At 45.5% G+C, this 21758-nt stretch carries 24 protein-coding genes; 9 read left to right on the top strand and 15 right to left on the bottom strand.

The window, feature by feature from the left end; all coding sequences use genetic code 11:
- The first annotated feature begins 77 nt into the window (after positions 1-77).
- The gene (locus D2V93_RS05550; protein WP_119618730.1) at positions 78-659 is read left to right on the top strand and encodes a PepSY domain-containing protein; all 582 of its coding nucleotides are present in this window, start codon (positions 78-80) and stop codon (positions 657-659) included.
- 39 nt (positions 660-698) lie between these two features.
- Positions 699-1280 carry a TMEM175 family protein gene (locus tag D2V93_RS05545; RefSeq protein WP_119618729.1) on the top strand — a complete coding sequence of 194 codons (582 nt, stop codon included), beginning with the start codon at positions 699-701 and terminating at the stop codon, positions 1278-1280.
- A gap of 8 nt (positions 1281-1288) precedes the next feature.
- Here the strand turns inward: D2V93_RS05545 and D2V93_RS05540 are convergent, their stop codons facing one another.
- Positions 1289-2686 (bottom strand): M28 family peptidase, encoded by a 1398-nt coding sequence (locus D2V93_RS05540; RefSeq protein ID WP_072877281.1) that lies wholly within the window; start codon positions 2684-2686, stop codon positions 1289-1291.
- Positions 2686-3567 carry a PPK2 family polyphosphate kinase gene (locus D2V93_RS05535; RefSeq protein WP_119618849.1) on the bottom strand — a complete coding sequence of 294 codons (882 nt, stop codon included), beginning with the start codon at positions 3565-3567 and terminating at the stop codon, positions 2686-2688. Before D2V93_RS05535 ends, D2V93_RS05540 begins: the two co-directional genes overlap by 1 nt.
- A 176-nt stretch (positions 3568-3743) precedes the next feature.
- On the opposite strand from D2V93_RS05535, the gene D2V93_RS05530 reads away from it, so the two are divergent.
- Positions 3744-4451: a hypothetical protein gene (locus D2V93_RS05530; RefSeq protein ID WP_143070670.1), complete on the top strand. Its 708-nt coding sequence runs from the start codon at positions 3744-3746 to the stop codon at positions 4449-4451.
- Positions 4452-4465: 14 nt separating this feature from the next.
- Here D2V93_RS05530 and D2V93_RS05525 read toward each other — a convergent pair whose 3' ends face one another.
- The 10 genes from D2V93_RS05525 to D2V93_RS05480 form a co-directional block, all read right to left on the bottom strand.
- A complete protein-coding gene (locus D2V93_RS05525) occupies positions 4466-5629 on the bottom strand; it encodes a sigma-54-dependent transcriptional regulator (RefSeq protein ID WP_119618728.1) in 1164 nt (387 codons plus the stop codon).
- An 11-nt stretch (positions 5630-5640) separates the two neighbouring features.
- The gene (locus D2V93_RS05520) at positions 5641-6510 is read right to left on the bottom strand and encodes a DUF6268 family outer membrane beta-barrel protein (protein ID WP_220473620.1); all 870 of its coding nucleotides are present in this window, start codon (positions 6508-6510) and stop codon (positions 5641-5643) included.
- A 32-nt stretch (positions 6511-6542) separates the two neighbouring features.
- Entirely contained in the window at positions 6543-7430 is an 888-nt protein-coding gene (locus tag D2V93_RS05515; RefSeq protein WP_072877273.1) for a mechanosensitive ion channel family protein, read from the bottom strand.
- A 6-nt stretch (positions 7431-7436) separates the two neighbouring features.
- A complete protein-coding gene (locus D2V93_RS05510; RefSeq protein ID WP_119618726.1) occupies positions 7437-8777 on the bottom strand; it encodes an ABC transporter permease in 1341 nt (446 codons plus the stop codon).
- A complete protein-coding gene (locus tag D2V93_RS05505; RefSeq protein WP_119618725.1) occupies positions 8767-9705 on the bottom strand; it encodes an ABC transporter ATP-binding protein in 939 nt (312 codons plus the stop codon). The genes D2V93_RS05510 and D2V93_RS05505 overlap by 11 nt, the downstream gene beginning before the upstream one ends.
- A gap of 182 nt (positions 9706-9887) precedes the next feature.
- Positions 9888-11006, bottom strand: coding sequence for a molecular chaperone DnaJ (dnaJ, locus tag D2V93_RS05500; RefSeq protein ID WP_119618724.1), 1119 nt, complete (start codon positions 11004-11006; stop codon positions 9888-9890).
- Positions 11007-11012: 6 nt separating this feature from the next.
- Entirely contained in the window at positions 11013-11588 is a 576-nt protein-coding gene (locus tag D2V93_RS05495) for a nucleotide exchange factor GrpE (protein ID WP_119618848.1), read from the bottom strand.
- Between the two features lie 133 nt (positions 11589-11721).
- Positions 11722-12684: a TIGR01777 family oxidoreductase gene (locus tag D2V93_RS05490; RefSeq protein WP_119618723.1), complete on the bottom strand. Its 963-nt coding sequence runs from the start codon at positions 12682-12684 to the stop codon at positions 11722-11724.
- A gap of 137 nt (positions 12685-12821) precedes the next feature.
- Positions 12822-13484: a tRNA (5-methylaminomethyl-2-thiouridine)(34)-methyltransferase MnmC2 gene (gene mnmC2 / locus D2V93_RS05485; RefSeq protein ID WP_119618722.1), complete on the bottom strand. Its 663-nt coding sequence runs from the start codon at positions 13482-13484 to the stop codon at positions 12822-12824.
- Between the two features lie 2 nt (positions 13485-13486).
- A complete protein-coding gene (locus tag D2V93_RS05480) occupies positions 13487-13957 on the bottom strand; it encodes a DUF4920 domain-containing protein (protein ID WP_119618721.1) in 471 nt (156 codons plus the stop codon).
- Positions 13958-14063: 106 nt separating this feature from the next.
- Between D2V93_RS05480 and D2V93_RS05475 the strand changes: the two genes are divergently transcribed.
- Positions 14064-15131 (top strand): branched-chain amino acid aminotransferase, encoded by a 1068-nt coding sequence (locus D2V93_RS05475; protein WP_177190017.1) that lies wholly within the window; start codon positions 14064-14066, stop codon positions 15129-15131.
- 27 nt (positions 15132-15158) lie between these two features.
- Here D2V93_RS05475 and D2V93_RS05470 read toward each other — a convergent pair whose 3' ends face one another.
- Positions 15159-15545: a pyrophosphohydrolase domain-containing protein gene (locus D2V93_RS05470; protein ID WP_072877261.1), complete on the bottom strand. Its 387-nt coding sequence runs from the start codon at positions 15543-15545 to the stop codon at positions 15159-15161.
- A 39-nt stretch (positions 15546-15584) separates the two neighbouring features.
- Here D2V93_RS05470 and D2V93_RS18815 point away from each other — a divergent pair, with 39 nt between their 5' ends.
- The 5 genes from D2V93_RS18815 to D2V93_RS05440 all read left to right on the top strand — a co-directional run bounded on the left by D2V93_RS18815 (position 15585) and on the right by D2V93_RS05440 (position 19581).
- Positions 15585-15773 carry a hypothetical protein gene (locus tag D2V93_RS18815; RefSeq protein ID WP_072877259.1) on the top strand — a complete coding sequence of 63 codons (189 nt, stop codon included), beginning with the start codon at positions 15585-15587 and terminating at the stop codon, positions 15771-15773.
- A 311-nt stretch (positions 15774-16084) separates the two neighbouring features.
- The gene (gene crcB / locus D2V93_RS05455) at positions 16085-16459 is read left to right on the top strand and encodes a fluoride efflux transporter CrcB (protein WP_072877244.1); all 375 of its coding nucleotides are present in this window, start codon (positions 16085-16087) and stop codon (positions 16457-16459) included.
- 269 nt (positions 16460-16728) lie between these two features.
- On the top strand, positions 16729-17067 hold the full coding sequence (locus tag D2V93_RS05450; protein ID WP_072877242.1) for a P-II family nitrogen regulator: 339 nt from the start codon (positions 16729-16731) through the stop codon (positions 17065-17067).
- A gap of 32 nt (positions 17068-17099) precedes the next feature.
- On the top strand, positions 17100-18383 hold the full coding sequence (locus D2V93_RS05445; RefSeq protein WP_119618720.1) for an ammonium transporter: 1284 nt from the start codon (positions 17100-17102) through the stop codon (positions 18381-18383).
- 124 nt (positions 18384-18507) lie between these two features.
- On the top strand, positions 18508-19581 hold the full coding sequence (locus tag D2V93_RS05440; RefSeq protein WP_119618719.1) for a porin: 1074 nt from the start codon (positions 18508-18510) through the stop codon (positions 19579-19581).
- Positions 19582-19642: 61 nt separating this feature from the next.
- Here D2V93_RS05440 and D2V93_RS05435 read toward each other — a convergent pair whose 3' ends face one another.
- Both D2V93_RS05435 and D2V93_RS05430 read right to left on the bottom strand, forming a co-directional pair.
- Positions 19643-20281, bottom strand: coding sequence for a DUF1684 domain-containing protein (locus D2V93_RS05435; protein ID WP_119618718.1), 639 nt, complete (start codon positions 20279-20281; stop codon positions 19643-19645).
- 25 nt (positions 20282-20306) lie between these two features.
- The gene (locus D2V93_RS05430; RefSeq protein ID WP_119618717.1) at positions 20307-21725 is read right to left on the bottom strand and encodes an alpha/beta hydrolase; all 1419 of its coding nucleotides are present in this window, start codon (positions 21723-21725) and stop codon (positions 20307-20309) included.
- Positions 21726-21758: the final 33 nt, after the last annotated feature.

The following is a 21758-nucleotide window of genomic DNA, read 5'->3' as shown; positions in this document are numbered from 1 at the left end:
ATGATTGTTCCGCAGCTTTAACCTTTCACAAATTTTGTCGATCTTTAGCGGGTTGTTCGCAAAACCCCATATAACGGATGGACAAAAGAAAAGTACAGGCTAAGACATTGCGGGTCTTCAGAAAGGTACACAGAACCACCGGCGCACTGTTGTTTGTTTTTTTCTTTTTCATTTCCGTATCGGGCCTGATCTTGGGCTGGAAGAAAAATTCAAACGGAAAATTGCTCCCCAAAACGCAACAAGGCACTTCTTCCAACCTAAAGGATTGGCTTCCTGTGGACAGTCTCCATACCATCGCCATCGGCGTGCTGCACAACAACGTATCCCCCGATCTATCATCGGAACTGGACCGAATCGACATTCGAAAGGAAAAAGGTTCCGTCAAATTTGTTTTTGTGGACCACTATGAAGAAATACAGTTGGATGGTGCCACTGGAAAAGTGCTTTCCATTGGACAAAGACGATCGGATTTTTTGGAGAAAGTGCACGACGGCTCCATCATCGACCGCTATCTCGGAACCGATGGAATCATCAAACTAGTCTATACCAGTATGATGGGCATCTCGTTGTTGCTTTTCACCGTCACAGGATTTTGGTTGTGGTATGGGCCAAAGCGAATGAGAAAAGAGGCAAGAAGAAGCGTACAGGCCATAAATTGACCTATATCAAACTATAAATACGAACCAAAAACTATTATTATGACCAAAGGAAGAATGGAAGCGTTCAGCGATGGTGTACTGGCCATCGTCATTACCATCATGGTATTGGAAATCAAAGTCCCCCATGAAGGGGAAGGTTTTGAGGCACTGGTCCCCTTGTTGCCCGTTTTTTTGAGCTATGTGCTCAGCTTCATTTATCTGGGCATCTATTGGAACAACCACCACCACATGATGCATACGGTAAAAAAGATTTCTGGAAAAATGCTCTGGGCCAACCTTCACCTGCTCTTTTGGCTTTCCTTGATCCCCTTTGTGACCGGTTGGATGGGAGAAAACCATTTTGCAAAAGAACCGATGGCGCTGTACGGACTGATCTTGCTGATGGCGGCCATTTCCTATTTCATACTCCAAAAGATCATCATACGATCACAAGGCCATGATTCCATTTTGAAACATGCCGTGGGGAAAGACATCAAGGGGAAAATGTCCCCTGTGCTCTACATTATTGGAATAGGGCTAGCTTGGGTAAGTCCTTGGGCATCCGGGCTCATGTATGTGTTGGTGGCCCTGATGTGGCTTATTCCCGACAAAAGAATAGAGAAGATCTTGCAGCGGGAATGACCCTATGTTTATCCCTTCACTTTCTTTGAGGGAATGGTACCATACTTATCAATGAGATAGACCAAACTGGCCATGGTGGCTGCTCCTAGCTCCAGTTCACGTTTGTTCACGTGCTCAAAAGTATCGTTCTCGGCATGGTGATGGTCAAAATAGCGCTGCGTATCCGGCCTAAGGCCCACCAAGACCATATTGCCATCTTTTAAGGGACCAATATCGGCTCCACCTCCACCTTTGTCGAACATATGGATCAGATAGGGCTCGAAGAGTCCTTTCCATCCTTGGATCTGTTCCAGGTTTTCTTCGGATGCATCGATGGTGAAACCCCTGGGGGTGAAACCTCCTGCGTCGCTTTCCAAGGCAAATACATGGTTTTCTCCTTTGTCCTGGGCTACTTCCGCATATTTGTTGCCGCCACGTAACCCATTTTCCTCATTCATGAACAATACTACCCTCAAAGTCCTTTGAGGTCTATAGCCTGTTTCCTTCAATAACCTGAGCACATCCATGCTCTGCACGCAACCGGCCCCATCATCATGCGAGCCATCCCCTAGGTCCCAGGAATCCAAATGGCCTCCCACGACCATAATCTCATTGGGATAGGTACTTCCCTTGATCTCACCGATTACATTATAGGACTGTACATCTTCATATTGCTTGCAATTCTGTCTGAAATAAAATTTGATGTTGGGGTTAAGTTTGAGGGTGGCGCTCAACAGTTCGGCCCCTTTGGTACTGATGGCCGCAGCGGGTATCCTTTTGTTGACGGGCATGTCACCATACCCCATGGAACCCGTGTGGGGGTAATCGTCCAACCGAAGGTTCATGGACCTGACGATCACGCCCAAAGCTCCGAATTTTGCGGCTTCGGCAGCTCCGGAATAGCGCTGGTCCACACAACCGGAATAGGATGCGAACGTATTGATCAATGTAGGGTCCATCGGACGGTTATAAAAAACGATCTTGCCCTCTATTTTTTCCCTGCCCAGTTTCTCCAGATCCTCTATGCCATTTACCTCAACGACGCCCGCTTTCAAACCGCCATCGGGTGTGGCCACGGATCCGCCCAAGGCACATATCGGCACATTGGTGGTCAGTCCTGGTTTGGTCTCAAAATAGGCAAATTCCGGGGTCCCCCTCATCCATTTGGGTACCATTACAGGCTGGAGCCATACACGGTCCAAACCGAGCAAGTCCAGTTGTTCCTTCGTATATTCCACAGCCTGTTGTGCTTGCACCGACCCAGAGAGCCTCCCTCCTATCTGATTGGACAAATGGTCGAGCCAGTCATAGGCCTTTCCGTCGGTCAGTGCTTTATCATAAATGGCCTTGATCTGTTTTTCGTCTTCTGTCTGTGAAAAAAAGGGGGTGCTCGCCAATAAAAGGGCCAAAAGTAGGACTGTTCTCATTAGGTTTCTTTTTCCAGTTCTTGCTTAAAGGTTTCTAAATTAGCCTTTATTTCGTCGTCGAGCTCGGGTTCCTCTATATCTTTGTACTTTTTTAACGCTTCCAGCATGATGGATGCCACAATGACCCGTGCCGCTTCTTTATTGTCCGCAGGGATGACGAACCACGGTGCATGGTCCTTGGAAGTTTTGGAAAGTGCTTCCTCATAGCATTTTTGGTAGGCGTCCCAGAGCTTGCGCTCCTTTAGGTCACCCGGGGAAAATTTCCAGTTCTTTTGTTTCGATTCAATTCTTCGCAACAATCGCTGGCGCTGTTCTTCCTTGGAAAGATGCAGGAAGAACTTGAAAATAATGGTCCCGTTTTTGGCCACGTGCTCTTCAAAGGCATTGATTTCCTGATATCTTTTTTCCCAGAAGGCCCCATCAATGTGATCAACGGATTCTATGCCGGGTAAATGTTCGCCCAAAATGTATTCCGGATGTACCTTGGTGACCAATACGTTCTCATAATGGGTCCGGTTGAATACGGCAAATTTTCCCCGCTCGGGAAGGGCGATATAGTGCCTCCAGAGATAATCATGTTTCAATTCAAGGGAAGTGGGTACTTTAAAACTGTGGACCACCACCCCCCTCACATTGAAATCCTTGAAGACTTCCCTGATCAAGCTGTCCTTGCCGGCTGTGTCCATGCCCTGCAGGCAGACCAGCACTCCATATTTACCGTGTGCATATAACGTGTCCTGAAACTCGCCCAGATCTTTTCGGATATCCTCCAATTCCTTTTTGAGCTTCTTTTCAGACGCCCCAAGATCTTCATAGGTGTCCGCTTTGTCAAGTTGTATATCACCCCTGACAAGATATTTCGCTGTTCTGATTTCTTCCATAGGAATGAATATAGTCTTTTTTCCACACTCCCTCAATCTTCCAAAAAGCGTCTTTCACCGATGGTTTTTGCCATTGGTAGTTTTTGGTTTCTTTTTATCGATCTTATTCTTCGCCAAAACGCCCTTATCTTAACTTAGTGACCATCAAAAGCGCAGCGTCCCAAATCTATCGCGTTATGAAAACCAAAAAGACTATCTTGTTGATTACCTTTGCTTTGGGTCTTATTGCCCTGTGGCTAATGTCTTCCTTCACTCTCCCAAATGCTTGTGCATATGCCAATTCCAATCTGGAATACATCAAGAGTAAAATACAGGCAGCCGTCACGGCAAATGACCTAAAAATGGCCAAGTACCATGCCTATAAAGCTTTGAACGGCATAGAAAAAACCAAAGGAAACTTTGTGGACTGTGGTTGTGAGGGCACTATTGAAAGCCTGGAAAAAGCCCTATCCTTACTGAAGACCGCAACGAGATCCGAATTTTTGGAGGATTCCAAAAAGGCTTTACACAGAGCTTTGGAGAACACCCTAATAGGCATCAAGGTCCTAAAGACCTATGAACGTGAATCTTCCAGTCTATATGGTAACGATTTTTTGACCATGAACACCAAAGAAATCCTTGATGGGCCAAATTGGTTGTCCCCTCCCCATAGCGGCACCATAAAGGAGCAGGTACACGAGTGTCTTCTGGAGTTTGAAACGTCGCTGGATAAGGTGGTGGCCAATGTGGATTGTGACGAAGCGAAGAGGTATGTCACGAACATCTATGAGGAATCCCGATTGATCTTGCTCAACACAAAACTGTCCCAATATAAGAAACAGTACCATCAACGGGTGAAAACGTTATCCCAGGCGGCTCTTCAGAAAATAGGGGCGTGTAATTAAAAAGGAGGAGGTATTTACTTACTGGCAAACAGTTTCACGTCTTCTTCGGACACTTCCTTTCCGCCCAAAATGATCAACCGCTCCACCACATTGCGAAGCTCACGGATATTTCCAGTCCAATCATAACTTTTAAGAAGTTCTATGGCCTTTTGGGAAAAATTCTTTTGGGCCGTTCCTTGTTCAGAAGCTATTTTCTCCGAAAAATAGGTGATCAACAGTGGAATATCGTCCCGCCTGTCGTTCAAGGACGGCACTTTGATCAATATCACCGCCAATCGGTGGTAGAGATCTTCCCTGAACTTGCCTTGCTCTATTTCCTTTTTCAGGTCTTTGTTGGTGGCCGCAAGTACACGCACATCTACCTTGATGTCCTTGTCCGAACCCACCCTGGATATTTTGTTCTCTTGTAAGGCGCGTAGTACTTTGGCCTGTGCGGAAAGGCTCATGTCGCCTATCTCATCCAAGAAAATGGTACCCTTGTTAGCTGTTTCAAACTTGCCGGCCCTGTCCTTGACTGCAGAGGTAAACGCCCCTTTTACATGGCCGAACAGCTCGCTCTCGATCAATTCCGATGGTATGGCGGCGCAATTCACCTCAATGAACGGTTCGGAGGAGCGTTGGCTTTTTTGGTGCAACCAATGTGCCACCAGTTCTTTGCCCGTTCCATTGGATCCCGTGATCAATACCCTGGCATCGGTGGGGGCCACTTTTTCTATCATGTCCTTAATGACACCGATCTGTTCACTTTCCCCCACCATTTCATAATTTTTGGAAATCTTTTTTTTGAGGGTCTTGTTCTCCACGACCAGTTCCTTTCGATCCAAGGCATTGCGTACTGTGGTGAGCAAACGGTTCAGATCTGGGGGTTTGGAAATATAGTCAAAGGCACCCATCCGCATGGTATTGACCGCTGTATCAAGGTCACCATGCCCCGAAATCATGATGAAAGGAACTTCGGGCTTTATTTTTTTGGCAGCCTCCAAGACTTCCACCCCGTCCATTTTTGGCATTTTTATGTCGCATAGAACCAAGTCAAAGTCATCCTTTTTGATGGCCTCTATCCCGGAAAGCCCATCTTCGGCTTCCTGGACATCATAGTCATCGTTCTCTTCGGACAATATCTTGACCAACACTCTTCTGATTGCAGACTCGTCTTCTATCACCAAAATCCTTGACATACTTTTCCTATTTAAAAAATTCCAATCTTGAACCCTGTTCGAATATAAAGATTTGAATCGTTATTGAACACAAATACCTCACCACGTTCCCTATTTCTCAACTTCCCTTCTTGAAACAAGGTACTCCCTGCCAAGGCAAAAAAAGAAATGTTCTCCGTGACATTATATTGATAGCCAATGGTTCCCACCAAAGAGTTGAAAGAAATCCTTGACGCCACCAACCCATTGTCCAAAACGATATTGTTCTGTAGGTTCATAAAATAACCATCCAAGAACAATGCCAATTCCAAACTGTGCTTTTCATTGATATGGTATTTTACATTGGATTTTGGAACACCGATCACATAGGACCAATCTGGATGGAACCTTTTGTAATAATGGATCAAGGGCAGTGGAACGGGTATTCCCGTCGTACTGTTATAGGTAAGTCCCAACACTAGTCTATAGGGTTTATCGGCCTTGGGTTTTTCTTTCCAAAATGCGGCAGAGGCATTCATAAAAAAGTCATCCCTGACCACGCCATCCAATAAATTGGATGCCAGTCTTGGGGTCAAGATGGCGACCACGCTCCAATTCTCGTTCCATTTTTTGACCAGCCCAAGGTTAAAGTCAATGACATGGAACCTGATCATTTCTTTTTTGTCGAAGGGAAGGTCGGCCGAATAGCCCATGTCAAAACGGTTGTATTCGCCCCCAACAACCAAATAATCCTTGTTCTCGTTCAATTTGATGGGAAAATTGATCAATGCTTTATAACGCTGTGTCTTTACCCCTGTATCATTTACAGGAATATTGAGGTATTCCAGCCTAAAGATATCGGTATTCTGTGCCCGGACCTGCTGTCCAAAAAGGATTGCAAAGGAGACTAACAGCACTCCCATAGCAATTTGATGTTGTCTATTTTTTATGTCTTTTATGTTTTTTGCTGGATGATATGTACATCCCTCTGCGGGAATGGAATGCCAATGTTGTTCTCTTTAAACCTGGCATTGATCTTATAGCGCATTTCACTTTTTATCCTTGGGTCCCTGAAACTATCGTTGGTAAAAAAATGGACGGAAAACAGCAATGCGGAATCCCCAAAGTCGTCAAACAGGACAAATGGCTTTGGGTTCTTCAGGATCTGTTTCTGTTCTGTTGCCACCTGTTCCAGAATCTTGGTCACCAACTGCACGTCACTTCCGTATGCCACACCCACACTCACCTTTTCCCGAGTGGTCCTGTGGTTCTGCGTGTAGTTGTAGACAATGTCACTGATGAACTTATGGTTGGGCAAAATGAGGACTTTATCGTCGCGTGTGATGGCCCTTGTGGTGCGCAGTTTGATCTCGAACACCTTCCCTACCTTTCCATCCACCTCAACGATGTCCCCCACTTGCAACGATTTGTCTATGATGATGAAAATGCCCCCGAGAATATCCTTGAACAGTTCCTGCAATGCGAGTCCCAACCCAACAAAGAGTGCCGCGGATGCCGTGATCACCAAGGTTATGTCCACCCCGGCCACCCCGAGGGTAACGAACACTGCTATCAGATAGACCACATAGTTGATGAACTTGAAGATGCTGGTGAACTTTTGTTTGTCCTCCTGCTCCATTTTACGGGTAATCAAGTGCCGGAGCCATTTCATGATGAATTTGGCCGCTATGATGGCCAACGTCAAAAGTAACAGCAGCCCTATCGTCAAGTTGATGGATTTTTCGCCCTGCCCTAGATGGATGCCAAGGTTGAGGAACTCCTTGATGGATCCCCAAATATCCTCCTCGAGGATCTCCTTTATTTCTTCTGCTCCGTCCTGCATGTTACATTAATATCTCAACCACTTCATCAATTCTTTGTATGTGGGCTTTTTGCCATACATCAAAATACCGACCCGATAAATCTTGGCCGCCAGCGACACAATACCCAAAAAGGTAACGATCAACAGGGAAATGGACAACAGCAGTTGCCACAAAGGTACGCCACCTTGCCCAATCCCTCCCGGTAGGCGCATAAGCATCACAATGGGCGATGTGAGCGGAAACAGGGAAAAAGCCACTGCAATGGGGCCGTTCGGGTTACTGAACACCGAAAAGAAGCCCACATAAATTCCCAACATCAAGGGCATTATGATCGGAAATATGAACTGCTGCGTATCCGTCTCATTGTCCACCGCAGCTCCAATAGCGGCATAAATGGAGCTGTAGATCAGGTAGCCCAATACAAAATAAATAAAAAAGGAAATGATCAGCAATCCCCACGGAATGTCGAATACTTCCTTGGCATACATCATCATTTCGCTGTCCATGGCGGTAAATTGGGACATTCCTCCCATGGTCTCCGATGGCAACGGGGCATCACCCATCATGGCCCCGAGGTCCAATCCCAACAAGAGAACAGCAAGCATCAGCAGGATGGAGGCCGAAATGATCCAAATGGTAAATTGGGTAATCCCTGCCAATGAGGTCCCTATGATCTTGCCCAACATCAATTGGAACGGTTTCACGGAAGATATGATCACTTCTATGATCCTGCTCGTTTTTTCCTCTATCACACTCCGCATCACAAACCCTCCGTATATGATAATGAACATCATGATGGCATAGCCAAAACCTCCCCCAATGAACGCCTTGATCTCATTGATGCCCTTTAGACTCTTTTCCCCTTCAAAAGTGGAGAGGTTCAGCCCGAAGGGTTTTTCCACTTCGGAAAACTGTTCCGATGAAACCCCCAATTTCTCCAAACGGTCCTGTCGCAACTGCTTCTGGAAAATTCCTTCCAATTGCTGGGTCACAGTGGTGTTCGGGTTGTCTTTGGTATAAAGATGAGCTTGGCGGGCCACATTCTCGATGCTGCCCCCACTGGGAATATGGAGCAGTCCATAGTAGCCCATGGAAGCCGTGGAATCCTTTGCGGCCTCCACAGAAATTTGGTCCAGATACACATAGGAAATGTTCCTGGACGAGGTGAACCCATCTTCAAAATAGCTGCTCTCGTTCAGAACAGAGACCACCCTTACCTCATCATCATTGATTTTGGCCAGATAGGCGATCAGTACGATCATTCCCACAATCAGTAGGGGACTCAGAATGGTCATTACAATAAAGGAGCGGTTCCTCACCTTAGCCAAGTACTCCCGTTTGATGATCAGCCCCAGCTTACTTCCCATTGTCCTTGCTGTTTACGGTTTGGATAAATATGTCGTTGGCCGATGGAATGGTCTCTTCAAACCGGTTCACGTTCGCCACCTTTGAAAGTTCCGCCAATATTTCCGAGGTATGTGCAGAAGGCAATTGCACCTTGAAATCCAATTGTTTTTCAAGGGGGTCGATATTGGACGAGACAATATTGAACTTTTCGCCCAATGTCCGTATCAATGCCTCACCGTCCTGCTGTATCTGCAACCCAACGTTGAAGACGTTGTTCTTATAGGCTTTTTTGATGTCGGAAAGTTTGCCATCCAAGATCTTTTCCGACTTATGGATCAGGGCAATGTACTCACAGAGCTCCTCCACAGATTCCATGCGGTGTGTGGAAAAGATAATGGATGCCCCTTTTTTCTTGAGTTCGATGATCTCATCTTTGATGATATTGGCATTGATGGGGTCAAAACCACTGAAGGGCTCATCAAAAATAAGGAGCTTGGGTTCGTGCAGCACGGTCACGATGAACTGTACTTTCTGGGCCATTCCCTTGGAAAGTTCCTGTATCTTTTTGTTCCACCAATCGCCTATGTCCAAGCGGTCAAACCAATACTTGAGCCGTTTCTTGGCCTCATTCTTGGACAGTCCCTTGAGCTGTGCCAGGTACAGGGCCTGCTCGCCCACTTTCATGCTCTTGTACAGCCCTCGTTCCTCGGGCAAATAACCGATAAGGGCTATGTGATCGGGCGACAAGGGAGTTCCATTGAAGAAAATCTCACCGGCATCCTGGTGGGTAATCTGGTTGATGATGCGTATGAAAGAGGTTTTTCCTGCCCCATTTGGCCCTAAAAGTCCATAGATGCAGTTCTCTGGAATTTCGAGTGAAATGTTGCTCAACGCTTTGTGATTTCCATAGGATTTGGAAACGTTTTTGGCAACAAGGATGTGATCCATGTAAACTATTTTTTCAAAGATATGTATTTGCCCAATAACAGCATACCCTTTAAAAACAAAACCCACCCTCAAATGAATTCAAGGATGGGAAAAAAATTGCTATGAAAAAGAAAATTAGATATTGGTCACCCAACATCAGTTTCAAATATACGTTTTTTATTTAAACAGCAATATTTTTCTTCTCAAGAGAACATATCTTTTACCTTTTCAAAGAAAGATTTATCGCTTTTTTCGGGTTTTGGTGCAAAATTCTCATCGTTCTGCATCCGTTCAAAAAACTCTTTTTGTTCCTTGTTCAGCTCCTTGGGTGTCCAGACGTTCACGTGCACCAACAGGTCACCGCTTCCATATCCGTTGATACTGGAGATTCCTTTCCCCCTCAGTCTCAATATCTTTCCGGACTGTATGCCCGGTTCCAGTTTGATGCGGACCTTTCCTCCCACAGAGTCAATTTCCTTGGAGCTTCCCAATACGGCCTCTGGGATGCTGATGTAGAGGTCATAGTGCAGGTTGTCACCCTCTCTTTTAAGGGTATCGTGTTCAACAGTCTCGATGGCCACCAGCAAATCTCCTGCAATTCCGTTCCCGGGTGCATCATTGCCCTTGCCGGACACTTTCAACTGCATACCATCTTCCACACCTGGTGGTATTTTGATGGAAACAGTCTCTTCCTCTACCTTAAGTCCTTGGACATCTGCCCCAGCGGGTCTTTTATCAATGGCCTGCCCTGAACCTCCACAGGTGCTACACGTGGTGGCCGTCTGCATTCTTCCCAGAATGGTATTGGTGATCTTGGTGATCTGTCCGGTTCCGTTACAGGTGGGACAGGTCTTGTAGGTCACACCATCGGCCTGCACCTTTCTCCTTACCTTGATTTTCTTCTCAACGCCATTGGCCACTTCTTCCAAGGTCAGTTTTACGCGAATGCGAAGGTTACTCCCCTTCATCCGTCGCTGGCCACCGCCACCGAAACCTCCAAAACCGCTGAACCCTCCTCCAAATGCACTGCCAAAAATATCGCCAAACTGGCTGAAAATATCCTCCATGTTCATGCCTCCGCCACCAAAACCGGAGCTTCCGTCGAATGCGGCATGGCCATACTGGTCGTATCTGGCACGCTTGTCAGGGTCGCTCAGCACTTCGTAGGCCTCGGCCGCCTTCTTGAACATTTCCTCGGCCTTGGCATCCCCTGGGTTTTTGTCCGGGTGGAACTCGATTGCCTTTTTGCGATAGGCCTTCTTGATTTCCGCAGCGGTCGCTCCCTTGGAGACTCCCAGTATTTCGTAAAAATCTTCCTTCATATAGCTCTAGTTACCAACCACTACTTTTGGGTGCCTGATGATACGGTCGCCCAGTTTGAACCCTTTTTCCACCACGTCCAGGATCTTCCCTTTCAATTTTTTATCAGGTGCCGGGATTTGGGTGATGGCATCGTGCACTTCGGCATCAAAGGCATCGCCTTGTTTGACCTCTATTTGCTCCAATCCCTTGTTTTTCAAGGTTTCGTTGAATTTATTGTTGATGAGTTCCACTCCCTTGAACATTTCCTTGTCCTCGGATTTGGAAAGTTCCTTCAGGGCACGGTCAAAATCGTCCAAAACGGGCAACAGGGACACCATGACTTCTTGTCCGGCCGTCTTGAACAGGTCTATGCGTTCCTTGGAGGTCCTCTTCTTAAAATTCTCAAATTCGGCAAAAAGTCTTAGGAACTTGTCCTTCTCCTTTGCCAATTCTTCCCGCAATTGGTCCTCCACGGAAACCTCTTCTTTCAATGTATCCCCTTGTTCCACACCTACATTTTCACCGTTCAGTTCAGTACTTTCGGAAGTTTGACCGTTATTTGGCCCTTCCTCCATTTCCTCAACCTTGCTCTTATTGCTCATATGTGTTTGTTTTATTTCCTTTTCCTGAAACGGCAAAAGTACTGCCATTTGTCCAAAAATGTCAAAATGTCACTACAAAACATAAAAAAATCCGCCTTTGCGGATTCGTTTTACTTTCCAATGGACCACTATCCTAGACCACTTCCTTTTCCACAGTCTTCATGGATGGGACATCAACTCCCTTTTCAGTGGAGTAAAGGTTTTCCAGAGCCGTACAGATATTGCAATAATGGAAGACAAAACCCGCCTTCTCTATTTTTTTACTGCTTACACGTTGACTGTTCAAAAGAAGCTGCGACATGTTACCCAAAATCGCCTTAAGCACAAATTTTGGCACATGGGGAAGCCATAACGGCATATCCAAGACCCTTGCCAGTTCCTTGGTCATCTTGGTATTGGTGACAGGGTTTGGCGCAACGGCATTGTACGTTCCTTTCAGGTTGTTCTCCACAATGAAGACAAACAGTTGTGCCAAATCCTCGATATGGATCCATGATTGCCATTGCTCGCCACTGCCCAGCGGTGCGCCCACGAAGTTTTTGACAGGGATAGTCATTTTGGGCAATGCCCCTCCTTCGGTAGAAAGTACGACTCCTATCCTCACTTTTGATACAACAATTCCCAGCTTTTTGAAGGTATCCGCCTCGGCTTCCCATTTCTGGACGACCTGGCCCAAAAAACCATCGGCTACCTCTGTTTCGTGTTCATCATAGAACTTGGAAGGAGAATCTGGGTAGATACCAATGGCCGAAGCGGACACAAGGCATTCCACCTCCGATGCCCCTGCTTTTTCCATACCCTTTTTTAGGGTCCTTAGACTGTCTATCCTACTGGAAAATACTTTTTTCTTGTGCAAAGGGGTCCATCGCTTGGCAATGTTTGTCCCTGCCAGATTGATAATGGCCTGGACCTGCTCAAAACATGCAAGATCTATTTCCCCTTTGGAGGGATTCCAATAAAAACCCCGAAAATCTTCAGAGGAAGAGATTTTGTCCTTGCTCGTGGTCAAGTAATTTACTGGGATACCTTTTGAATGCAGCACCTTCACAATGGCCTGCCCCACTAATCCCGTAGCACCTGTTATCAACACCTTCATACCATCATTTTGATACAAATTTAATGGTTTAAGTGGCTGTTTCTGAGACGTTAATTAAGGTTTAACACAAATGTTTAAACTTTAGAACTTTTTATGATGGCCAAAACTGTCAACGTTAACAGAAGATTGGCAAAAGGTCAGTTTTTTGTAGCGCGGAGCATCTCCCTTTTTCCAGGTGGTCCCGGCAATCGTTCAACAGTAAATCCGACAGCCTGCATGGCCCGTCTTACGCTACCCTTGGCCGCATAGGTGACCAAAACACCCTGTTGCTGAAGTGCATCGTACATCTTGGAAAAAATTTGCTCGGTCCAAAGTTCCGGCTGTACCCGGGCACCAAATGCATCAAAATAAATGAGGTTGAACAGATTTTTGTCACCTACTTTGAGAAAATCTTTTTTCTGCTTGGTCAAAACAAACCCATCTGTAATAGGACATGGTTCTTCCCACGGGCTTTCGTGCATTTTTTGGAACTCTCCTTGTTCTTCCATACAGTCCAATTGTGCACAATATCCCAATTCCGCCACTTCTTCCATGGAAACAGGGAATGCCTCAATGCCCACATAGTCGATTTTGAGGTTCAACTTGGTGGCTTCCAATAAGGTGATCAGCGCATTAAGGCCTGTTCCAAAACCTATTTCCAAAAGGCTGATTTTCCGATTGGCGAACAATCGAAGTCCGTGCGTTATGAATACGTGGTAGGCTTCCTGCACCGCACCGTGCCTGGAGTGGTACTGTTCGTCCCAATCCTCTATCTGGATGGTCTTGGAACCATCTGCAGTAAGGATGATCTTGCGTTTCAAGGTCAGTTGCCTATAAGTACCCCATCCGCTTCAAAACGCAGGGTCCTTTTGGGCTCCGTGATCTGGGCCAATTCATCTTCGGAGGCACCTTCATCCTCAGCGTAGTGTTTCTGGTCCTCAACGGACATCTCCTCCAAAAAGGCCGCCCCGTTCATCACCACCTTTTTTCCTGCCGCATCTTTGGGCACAAAGAAACCATAATCCTTGAAACGGACAAATACTTCGTCCTCAGAGTCCAATTTCACTTTCATCCAGCATCCCTTGGCCTGGCAAACTTCCGTTACCTCTCCCATCATCTGGGTCTGCAAGGTATCTGTGGCCACAAGTCCTTCATAGAGGGCCGATGTCTTGTCCACTTTGTTGGAAATCTTGAATTCCTCACCAAAATAATCTCCTTTTATGGTTTCCTGCTTGCAGGAGATTTGGCACAAAACCACTAACAATACGGCAGCAAAAGTGTTAAAAAGCTTCATTTTCAATAACGTTTAAAAATTTGTAGATCAAGTATAAAAAATCGATTTGGAAAACATTCAAAACTAACAATAAATAGCTAATTTTAACATTGAAAATGTAAGTGATATGGAAACAATGGTTAATAACATAGCTATAGAAAAGGCCAAGACCTCCAAAATAAAGGATGTCGATTTTGACAATCTTTCATTTGGAAGCGTATATACCGACCACATGTTGGTCTGTGATTATAAGAACGGGGAATGGAGTGCTCCCAAAATAGTACCCTACCAACCCATTACATTAGATCCTTCCGCAAAGATTTTCCATTACGGACAGTCCATCTTTGAAGGTATGAAGGCCTATAAGGACGAAGATGAAAAAGTATGGCTTTTCCGTCCGCTGGAAAACTTCAAGCGATTGAACAAATCTGCTAAGCGATTGGCCATTCCTGAACTTCCCGAAGCCCATTTTATGGAAGGGTTGACGGCCCTTATCCAACTGGAAAGTGACTGGATTCCCAAAAACCCGGGCAGTTCCTTATATATAAGGCCCTTTGTTTTTGCCTCCGGCAAAGGCTTCCATGCCTCTCCCGCTGGCGAATATAAGTTCATCATCGCCTGTGCCCCATCCGGAGCTTATTTTTCTGGGAAGGTGAAGGTACTGATAGAGCAGACCTATTCACGTGCCGCCAATGGAGGTGTGGGTTATGCCAAGGCCGGTGGAAACTATGCCGGGCAGTTCTACCCCACCCAACTGGCCGCCGAGAAGGGCTACCAACAGGTCATCTGGACAGACGACAACACCCATGAATTCATAGAAGAAGCGGGTGCCATGAACGTTTTTGTCCGAATCAATGACACTTTGCTCACGGCCCCGACCAACGATCGCATCCTGGACGGTATCACTCGAAAGAGCATCTTGGACATTGCCAAGGACGAGGGCATTAAGACCGAGGTCCGAAAGGTTTCCGTGCACGAACTGGTCGATGCGGCAAAAAACGGATCACTGAAGGAAATGTTCGGAGCGGGTACCGCAGCTGTGGTATCCCCCATATCAGCCTTTGGCTATGAGGGCGTGGACTACGATCTTCCAGAACTGGCCGACAGCTATGCCTCTCGCCTCAAAAAACGAATCACCGATATCCAATATAATCGGAGCGAAGATAAATTTGGATGGCGCTACGAGGTCATCTAACAAAAAAGGCACCAAGAGGTGCCTTTTTTATTTGTCCATGATGGTCTTGATATCCGGTTTAAAGTAGTTGGGGCCCTTGAGTACCTTGCCGTCCTCCCGGTAAATGGGCTTGCCATCCGACCCCAGTTTGCTCATGTTGCTTTTCTGTATCTCCTCAAAGACCTCCTCAATTTTATACTGCATCCCATGCTCTAAAATGGTACCGCAGAGAATGTACAGCATATCTCCCAAAGCATCTGCGACCTCCACCAGGTCCCCATCATTGGCCGCTTCCAAATATTCTTTGTTCTCCTCGTCCATGAGATTGAACCTAAGTAGATTTTTTTCTTCTCCCAAGCTGGCCTTGGGCTCATGGGAAACACCCAATCCAAATGAATTGTGGAAAAGCTCCACTGCCTTGATTTTACTTTCCATTACCCTTGATTTGGTTTAGATTTGTGCAAAAATAAAAATATGTTCAGTACGGGACAGCTCATTTTTGCCGCATTTTTCTTCATTGCCTTTGTCATTGTCATCATTCTCTCCTATAGAAAGGACAAAAAATTGCATAAAAAAAACTACAGAGGTGTTGTACAAATCTTGATTTCTTTTATAACCTTCATAATAATCCTCTTCCTGATCAAACACTTTCTCAAAAATTAACACCAATATTGCCTTCACTACAAAAATGACCTCTTTCACAACTTAAAGTAGGGTTTGGGACGTATATTATAGGAAAACACGTACTTTTGTTTAACATTAATTTAGCATCGACAAATGACCTCATTCCTTAGCATTTTATTCGTTTTGCTTGCAATTAATGCAATTCTGTTGATTTTCAGCGTCAACAGATCTGGCAAAAGGTTCAAAAAACCAATCCTCAAACTTTCAGAAAGTCCCATTACTAAACTCTTCCCCCGCGAGACTTCTGAAACTGAGTACAAAGAAGCTGTTTAATTTATACCTTTAGGGGTATGAAACAGGCTTTTCTTGTTTTTCTGGGAGGTGGATTGGGAAGCGTTCTTCGCTATCTCATCTCCAAACCCCTTAATCCCCTTTTTCAAAATTTCTTCTTGGGCACCTTCATAGTCAATATGATCGGTTGCTTACTGATTGGTTTTGTTCTTGGCCTGACAACCAAAGGCAATCTTCTTTCATCCAATGGCGCCCTCTTCTTGGCGACCGGCTTCTGCGGAGGCTTTACCACCTTTTCGGCCTTCGCCTTTGAAAAACACCATTTATTACGCAATGGTGAACTCCTCAACTTTGCCTTATATATGTTGTCCAGCATAGGCGTGGGTATCTTGGCCGTCGTTTTGGGGCTTTGGCTGGCCAAACTTATCTCCTAGTTACAAATTTCATTTTTTCAGTTAAAAAACGTTAAAAATTCAACAATTGTCATCATAAACCAACTTTATGATTGACAAAATTCATTTGTTTAAGATAATTGTTAAGAAAAAATAAACAAATAAATAATTTTATGTAATCTATAATTGAATACCCCTAAAAATTTAGGGGTATTTTTTTTATAACAATAAAAATTTTCAGTTATACCCATAAATTTTGACGGCCTTGTATTGATTAACATATATTTGGCAAATCAATTAACTACTTCATTATGAAAAAAGTCGAGGCAATTATTAGAAAATCCAAGTTTGATGAGGTGAAGAAAGCACTTCATCAAATCGAGGTCAACTTCTTTAGTTACTGGGATGTAACGGGGGTTGGAAATGAAAAACAAGGACATGTGTATCGCGGGATCTCCTATAGCACCAGCGATATACAGAGAAGGTATTTGGTTATCGTTGTGTCCGATGATTTCCTGGAGCGGACCATCAATGTCCTTTTGGACACCGCTAGCACAGGAAACGTCGGTGATGGGAAAATCTTCGTCTCAGATATGATCGAGGCCTACAGGATCAGGACCAAGGAAAGTGGCAGCGCCGGAATCAATTAAAACACAACCAGATTAACACAAAAACTTAGATTATGATTGTACAAGAACAAGAAGCGATAGATAAAGCCATTGAGGCCATCACTGGCGACATGGGCGCACTGTGGATCACCATTGCGGCCATTCTAGTATTTTTTATGCAAGCAGGGTTCACCTTGTTGGAGATAGGGTTCACGCGAAGCAAGAACTCCGGTAACATCATCATGAAGAACATTATGGACCTTGCGATAGGTTCCATCATGTTCTGGGCCTTAGGTTACGGCATCATGTACGGCAGCGACCTAGTGGGTGGCGGCTTCTTTAGGAGCAGCCCATCCGATCAAGGTTATTTCTTTTTCAGTGCATCGGATTGGTACAACCTATTCTTCCAGACCGTGTTTTGTGCCACTGCGGCAACCATTGTTTCCGGGGCCATTGCGGAAAGGACGAAATTTTCGACCTATCTTATTTTTTCAGCCGTGCTTACCACATTGATCTACCCTATTTCCGGTAGCTGGTATTGGCCTTTTGATGATGATGCTTGGTTGAACACCGCTGGATTTGTGGATTTCGCAGGTTCATCCGTGGTGCACGCCGTAGGTGGGGCCGCTGCATTGGTGGCCGCCATTTTGGTAGGTCCAAGGATCGGCAAATACGTGGATGGAAAGGCACAGGCCATCCCTGGCCACAATATGGCCTTTGGAGCACTTGGTGTCCTTATCCTATGGTTGGGATGGTTCGGGTTCAACGGAGGTTCCCAATTGGCCTGGGGCGGCGACGATACCGTAGCGGCCGGGAGCGTGATCATCAACACCAACATTGCAGCGGCCATTGGCGCCATTGCAGCGTTGCTCTTCACTTGGGCCAGGTACAAAAAAGCTGATATTTCCATGACCTTGAACGGTGCATTGGCCGGATTGGTAGGTATTACTGCCGGTTGTGGTGCTGTCAATGCATGGGGAGCTCTTGCCATAGGACTTATTTGCGGCATTGTAGTGGTACTTTCCATTGAATTCATCGACAAGAAGCTTAAGATAGACGACCCAGTAGGTGCCATTTCCGTGCACGGAGTATGTGGCTTTTTGGGAACTGTCCTAATCGGCGTGTTCGCATTGGAAGGTGGACTTTTATACGGTGGAAGCGGAAAGCTTCTATGGGTACAGACCTATGGCTCTTTAGCCTATATCCTATGGGCTGCCTTGGCATCCTTCATAGTTCTTTTCATCTTGAAGAAAACTATTGGACTACGTGTATCCGAGGAAGAAGAAGTTGATGGATTGGATCTTCATGAACATGGTGTGGAGGCTTATCCCGAGCACATTTCTTCCCAAAACAATTAAACTCACAACTCAAGAAAAGAAACGGAGCGTTTGGCAGAACGCTCCGTTGATAACCTTTTCAATCAAACTCACAATTTAACAACTAACCGTCCTCCGCTAAAAGGACAACTTAAATGATTATGATATGAAAACGATTATAAATACAAATTTCGGAAAAATTTTCATTCTTGCCCTATTGACCGTGACCGTGACCACTGCTGTGGCGCAAGAAGAAGAAACCAAACCCAAGTTCAGTTTCAGCGGTTCCGTGGATGCCTATTACAGGGCCAACCTTACCGCTCCGAATGATGAAGAAGCCATTGCACCTGGTTCTTCCTTTGCCAACCTTCCTGGATTTTCTTTGGGCATGGCCAACATTATCGCGGCCTACGAAGGCGAAAAAGTAGGTTTTGTGGCCGATTTGGTCTTTGGCCCCAGAGGTTCAGATGCCACTTTCAATTCTCCACAATATCTTAATTCAGCAGGAGGTGGCACAGGAGAAATCATTAATCAGTTGTATGTGTACTGGAACGTAAGCGATGCCGTTACCCTTACTTTTGGTAATTTCAATACCTTTTTGGGGTATGAGGTCATCTCTCCAGTGGCCAACTTCAACTACAGTACTTCCTACCTGTTTTCCTATGGCCCATTTAGCCACACTGGTCTGAAGGCTGATTTTGATTTGGGCAGCGATTGGTCTGCCATGGTTGCCGTGATGAACCCGACCGACCTTACCGAGCTCAACCCCACCGGTGATTATGCCGTGGGTGCACAATTGGGCTATTCCGGTCAGTTCTTGAACTTCTTGTACAGCCAAGGTGGTTTTGAGATTGACTATACCGGTGGTTTTGATCTTTCCGAGGAGTTTTTCTTGGGATTGAACGCAGCCCATTTCAGTGCTGAAGATGATGGAGGATCTTTCACAGGCGTGGCGTTGTACCCTCAATATGCAGTATCCGAAACCTTTAGCCTTGGTTTAAGAGGCGAGTACTTTATGACAGGTGATTTCTTCGGAGATGTTGCCAGCATAGGTTCTGACGTTGATGGCGACGGAAGTGTACTAGCGCTTACGTTGACCGGAAGTGCCACTATCGGGGATTTGATCCTGAAACCCGAAATCCGTTTGGATAGTTCTGCCGAGGATGCCTTTATCGATAATGATTTGGCTCCAACCAAGAGCTTGGCGTCTGTGCTTTTTGCGGCCATCTATTCATTCTAAAAAGCAACAACCCAACCAAATACCAATAGAAAAGCCTTTTTCCTCTTGGATCAAGGCTTTTTTAGTCCTTGTTAAAATTTTTCACTCCTGCTCTCACTTTAGTTCTCAAATAATTTTGCCTTGGCACTAGAGGGCAGGAGTACTTTTTATTGTAAGCGCAATAGGGATTATAGGCCTTGTTGAAATCGATGACCAATGTATCCCCCTCCGGGATGGAAAGGTCAATATATCGGCCGCCGCCATAGGTCTCCTCTCCATTGGTCCCATCCAAAAAGGGCAAAAACAGATAATCTTTGTACTCCTCTTGATCCATCAGGTCCAAACTTCGATAGACCTCCAATTGGTGCTCGGCCCCGTTCAAGGTAAAATGGGCTATGCCAAACAAAACTTCCTGTGTCTTCCTGTCGGTAGTGGTCGGCATAAAAAAGGGGATGGCGTCCGGGGTCCGTTCAAACCTGGCCTTTACAATATATAACGTGTCAGGTTCAAAAAAATCGAGCCCCTCAAAATCCTTTCGATGCTTGTCGGTCAGAGGGGATGTTTCCGGGTCTTTGAAACTTTCATCCAATTCTTCCTGGAATTCCAAAATCTCCGCCACCAAAGATGACTCCAGTACTTCCTTCTTACCATCGTGATATTTTTTTCCCCGCCCACAGCCGACCATCAATCCAAAAAGAAAAAAAATAGCCAAATATCTCATCAACAATATTTTATGTGAAATTAAATCAGTTTTCATCCATCTCGTACCGCGCATCTTTTAGATACTTGGCCACCATCTCATTAAACTCCGGTGTGATTCGGAACAAGGCGGTATTTTCTATACTGTAGAGTTTTTCCCTGTCCTTGAAGCCCTTTTTTAGCACTTCTTCCAAATAGAACAATGCCGTACCAAAATCCTCATTCTTAGCACTAAGGGATATGGTTTTTAAATAGTAATCAAAGTTTTCGGGATCCAAAATGGTCTTTAGCATATAAAGGAACGCCAAAGCATCCTCATCCACTACACTATCCGATTGAATGACTTCAATATTGTCCAATGCCAGTGCATTCACAAATCCCAATAGCCTATGGCCCATCTGCTTCTCATAGGGATTAGATCCCGAAATGAACTTTTTGATCTCACCCATTTGATGGTTCCACCAACCCAAGTTGTTGAAATTGTGGGTATATACATCTTCTTCCATATAATACAGGTAGTCCTCCTTCAATAGGGATTCCTTCAAGAATGCTGAGTTTTCGTTGCGTTTCATTGCCTTGAACTGCTTATCGCGGCGCAGGTCCCTTTGCACCGTTCGTAGGGAATCCAGGTTTTTGTGTGCCCCATAAACGGACATCATTTCGGTCATGAACTGTTCCGCCCAAAGTAGGTCCCCGGTCCTTTGCAATTGATTGACTTTGTCAAGATCTTCCCGGTATGCCCTTTCCACATACAGGGAGTCCTTGGGGATGAGCCTCCTTCCCATGGCCGCCAACGTGAAGAACTGCATTCCTTTTTCGAGGTCGTCTATGCTTGGCCAATCGCCCCCCCCTTCATACAGCAACACTTGATTGGGGAATTTGAGCCTGTCCAACAGCTCTGCATCATTCAGCATGGGCGTATAGTTGTAATTTTCCCTACTCACAATCCCGACAAAATGAAAAGGCTCTTTAAGGTTCAATAATTCCCTATTGGCAATGGAGGCACCAACAGAGATGACCCCTTTTATCCCATTGAGCAGGATGGGTGTCAAACTGGCAAATCGGCCACCTGATGCTGCACCGCCGGCATAGATTCGATCATTGTCTATGGGCAGCATTCCCATTGTTCTTTCCAATGACTTGCTCACAGCGATCATGCTGTTGGTCAAGGAAACGGTGTCCCTCATTTTGGGAGCTGCCAGCACATAGCCCTGTTTTTCGGCAACCTGCACGAACATGGACATGGCCTGCCGTTCTTTTCCTTCCATTTCAAAAATCATCAGCAAGGGCCATTTTTTGTCCGTACTGAAGTTGGTGGGCAAATAGAGTGAAAATGTGTTCTGGACGGAATCCTGGACGGGAATGGCCTCTATGATCTCTCCTTTTCTAAGCACCATTTGTTCCTGTGAAAGGACGAATGAGGCGGCAAAAGCGGAAAAAAAGGCCAGAAGCAGTGTTTTTTTCATATTCAAGTATTAACAAAAACCTAGCCAAATGAC

The sequence above is a fragment of the Flagellimonas taeanensis genome, from assembly GCF_003584105.1.
GTDB lineage: Bacteria > Bacteroidota > Bacteroidia > Flavobacteriales > Flavobacteriaceae > Flagellimonas > Flagellimonas taeanensis.
The sequence above is the reverse complement of the archived record's forward strand: the minus strand, read 5'-3'. Positions and strand labels throughout refer to the sequence as shown.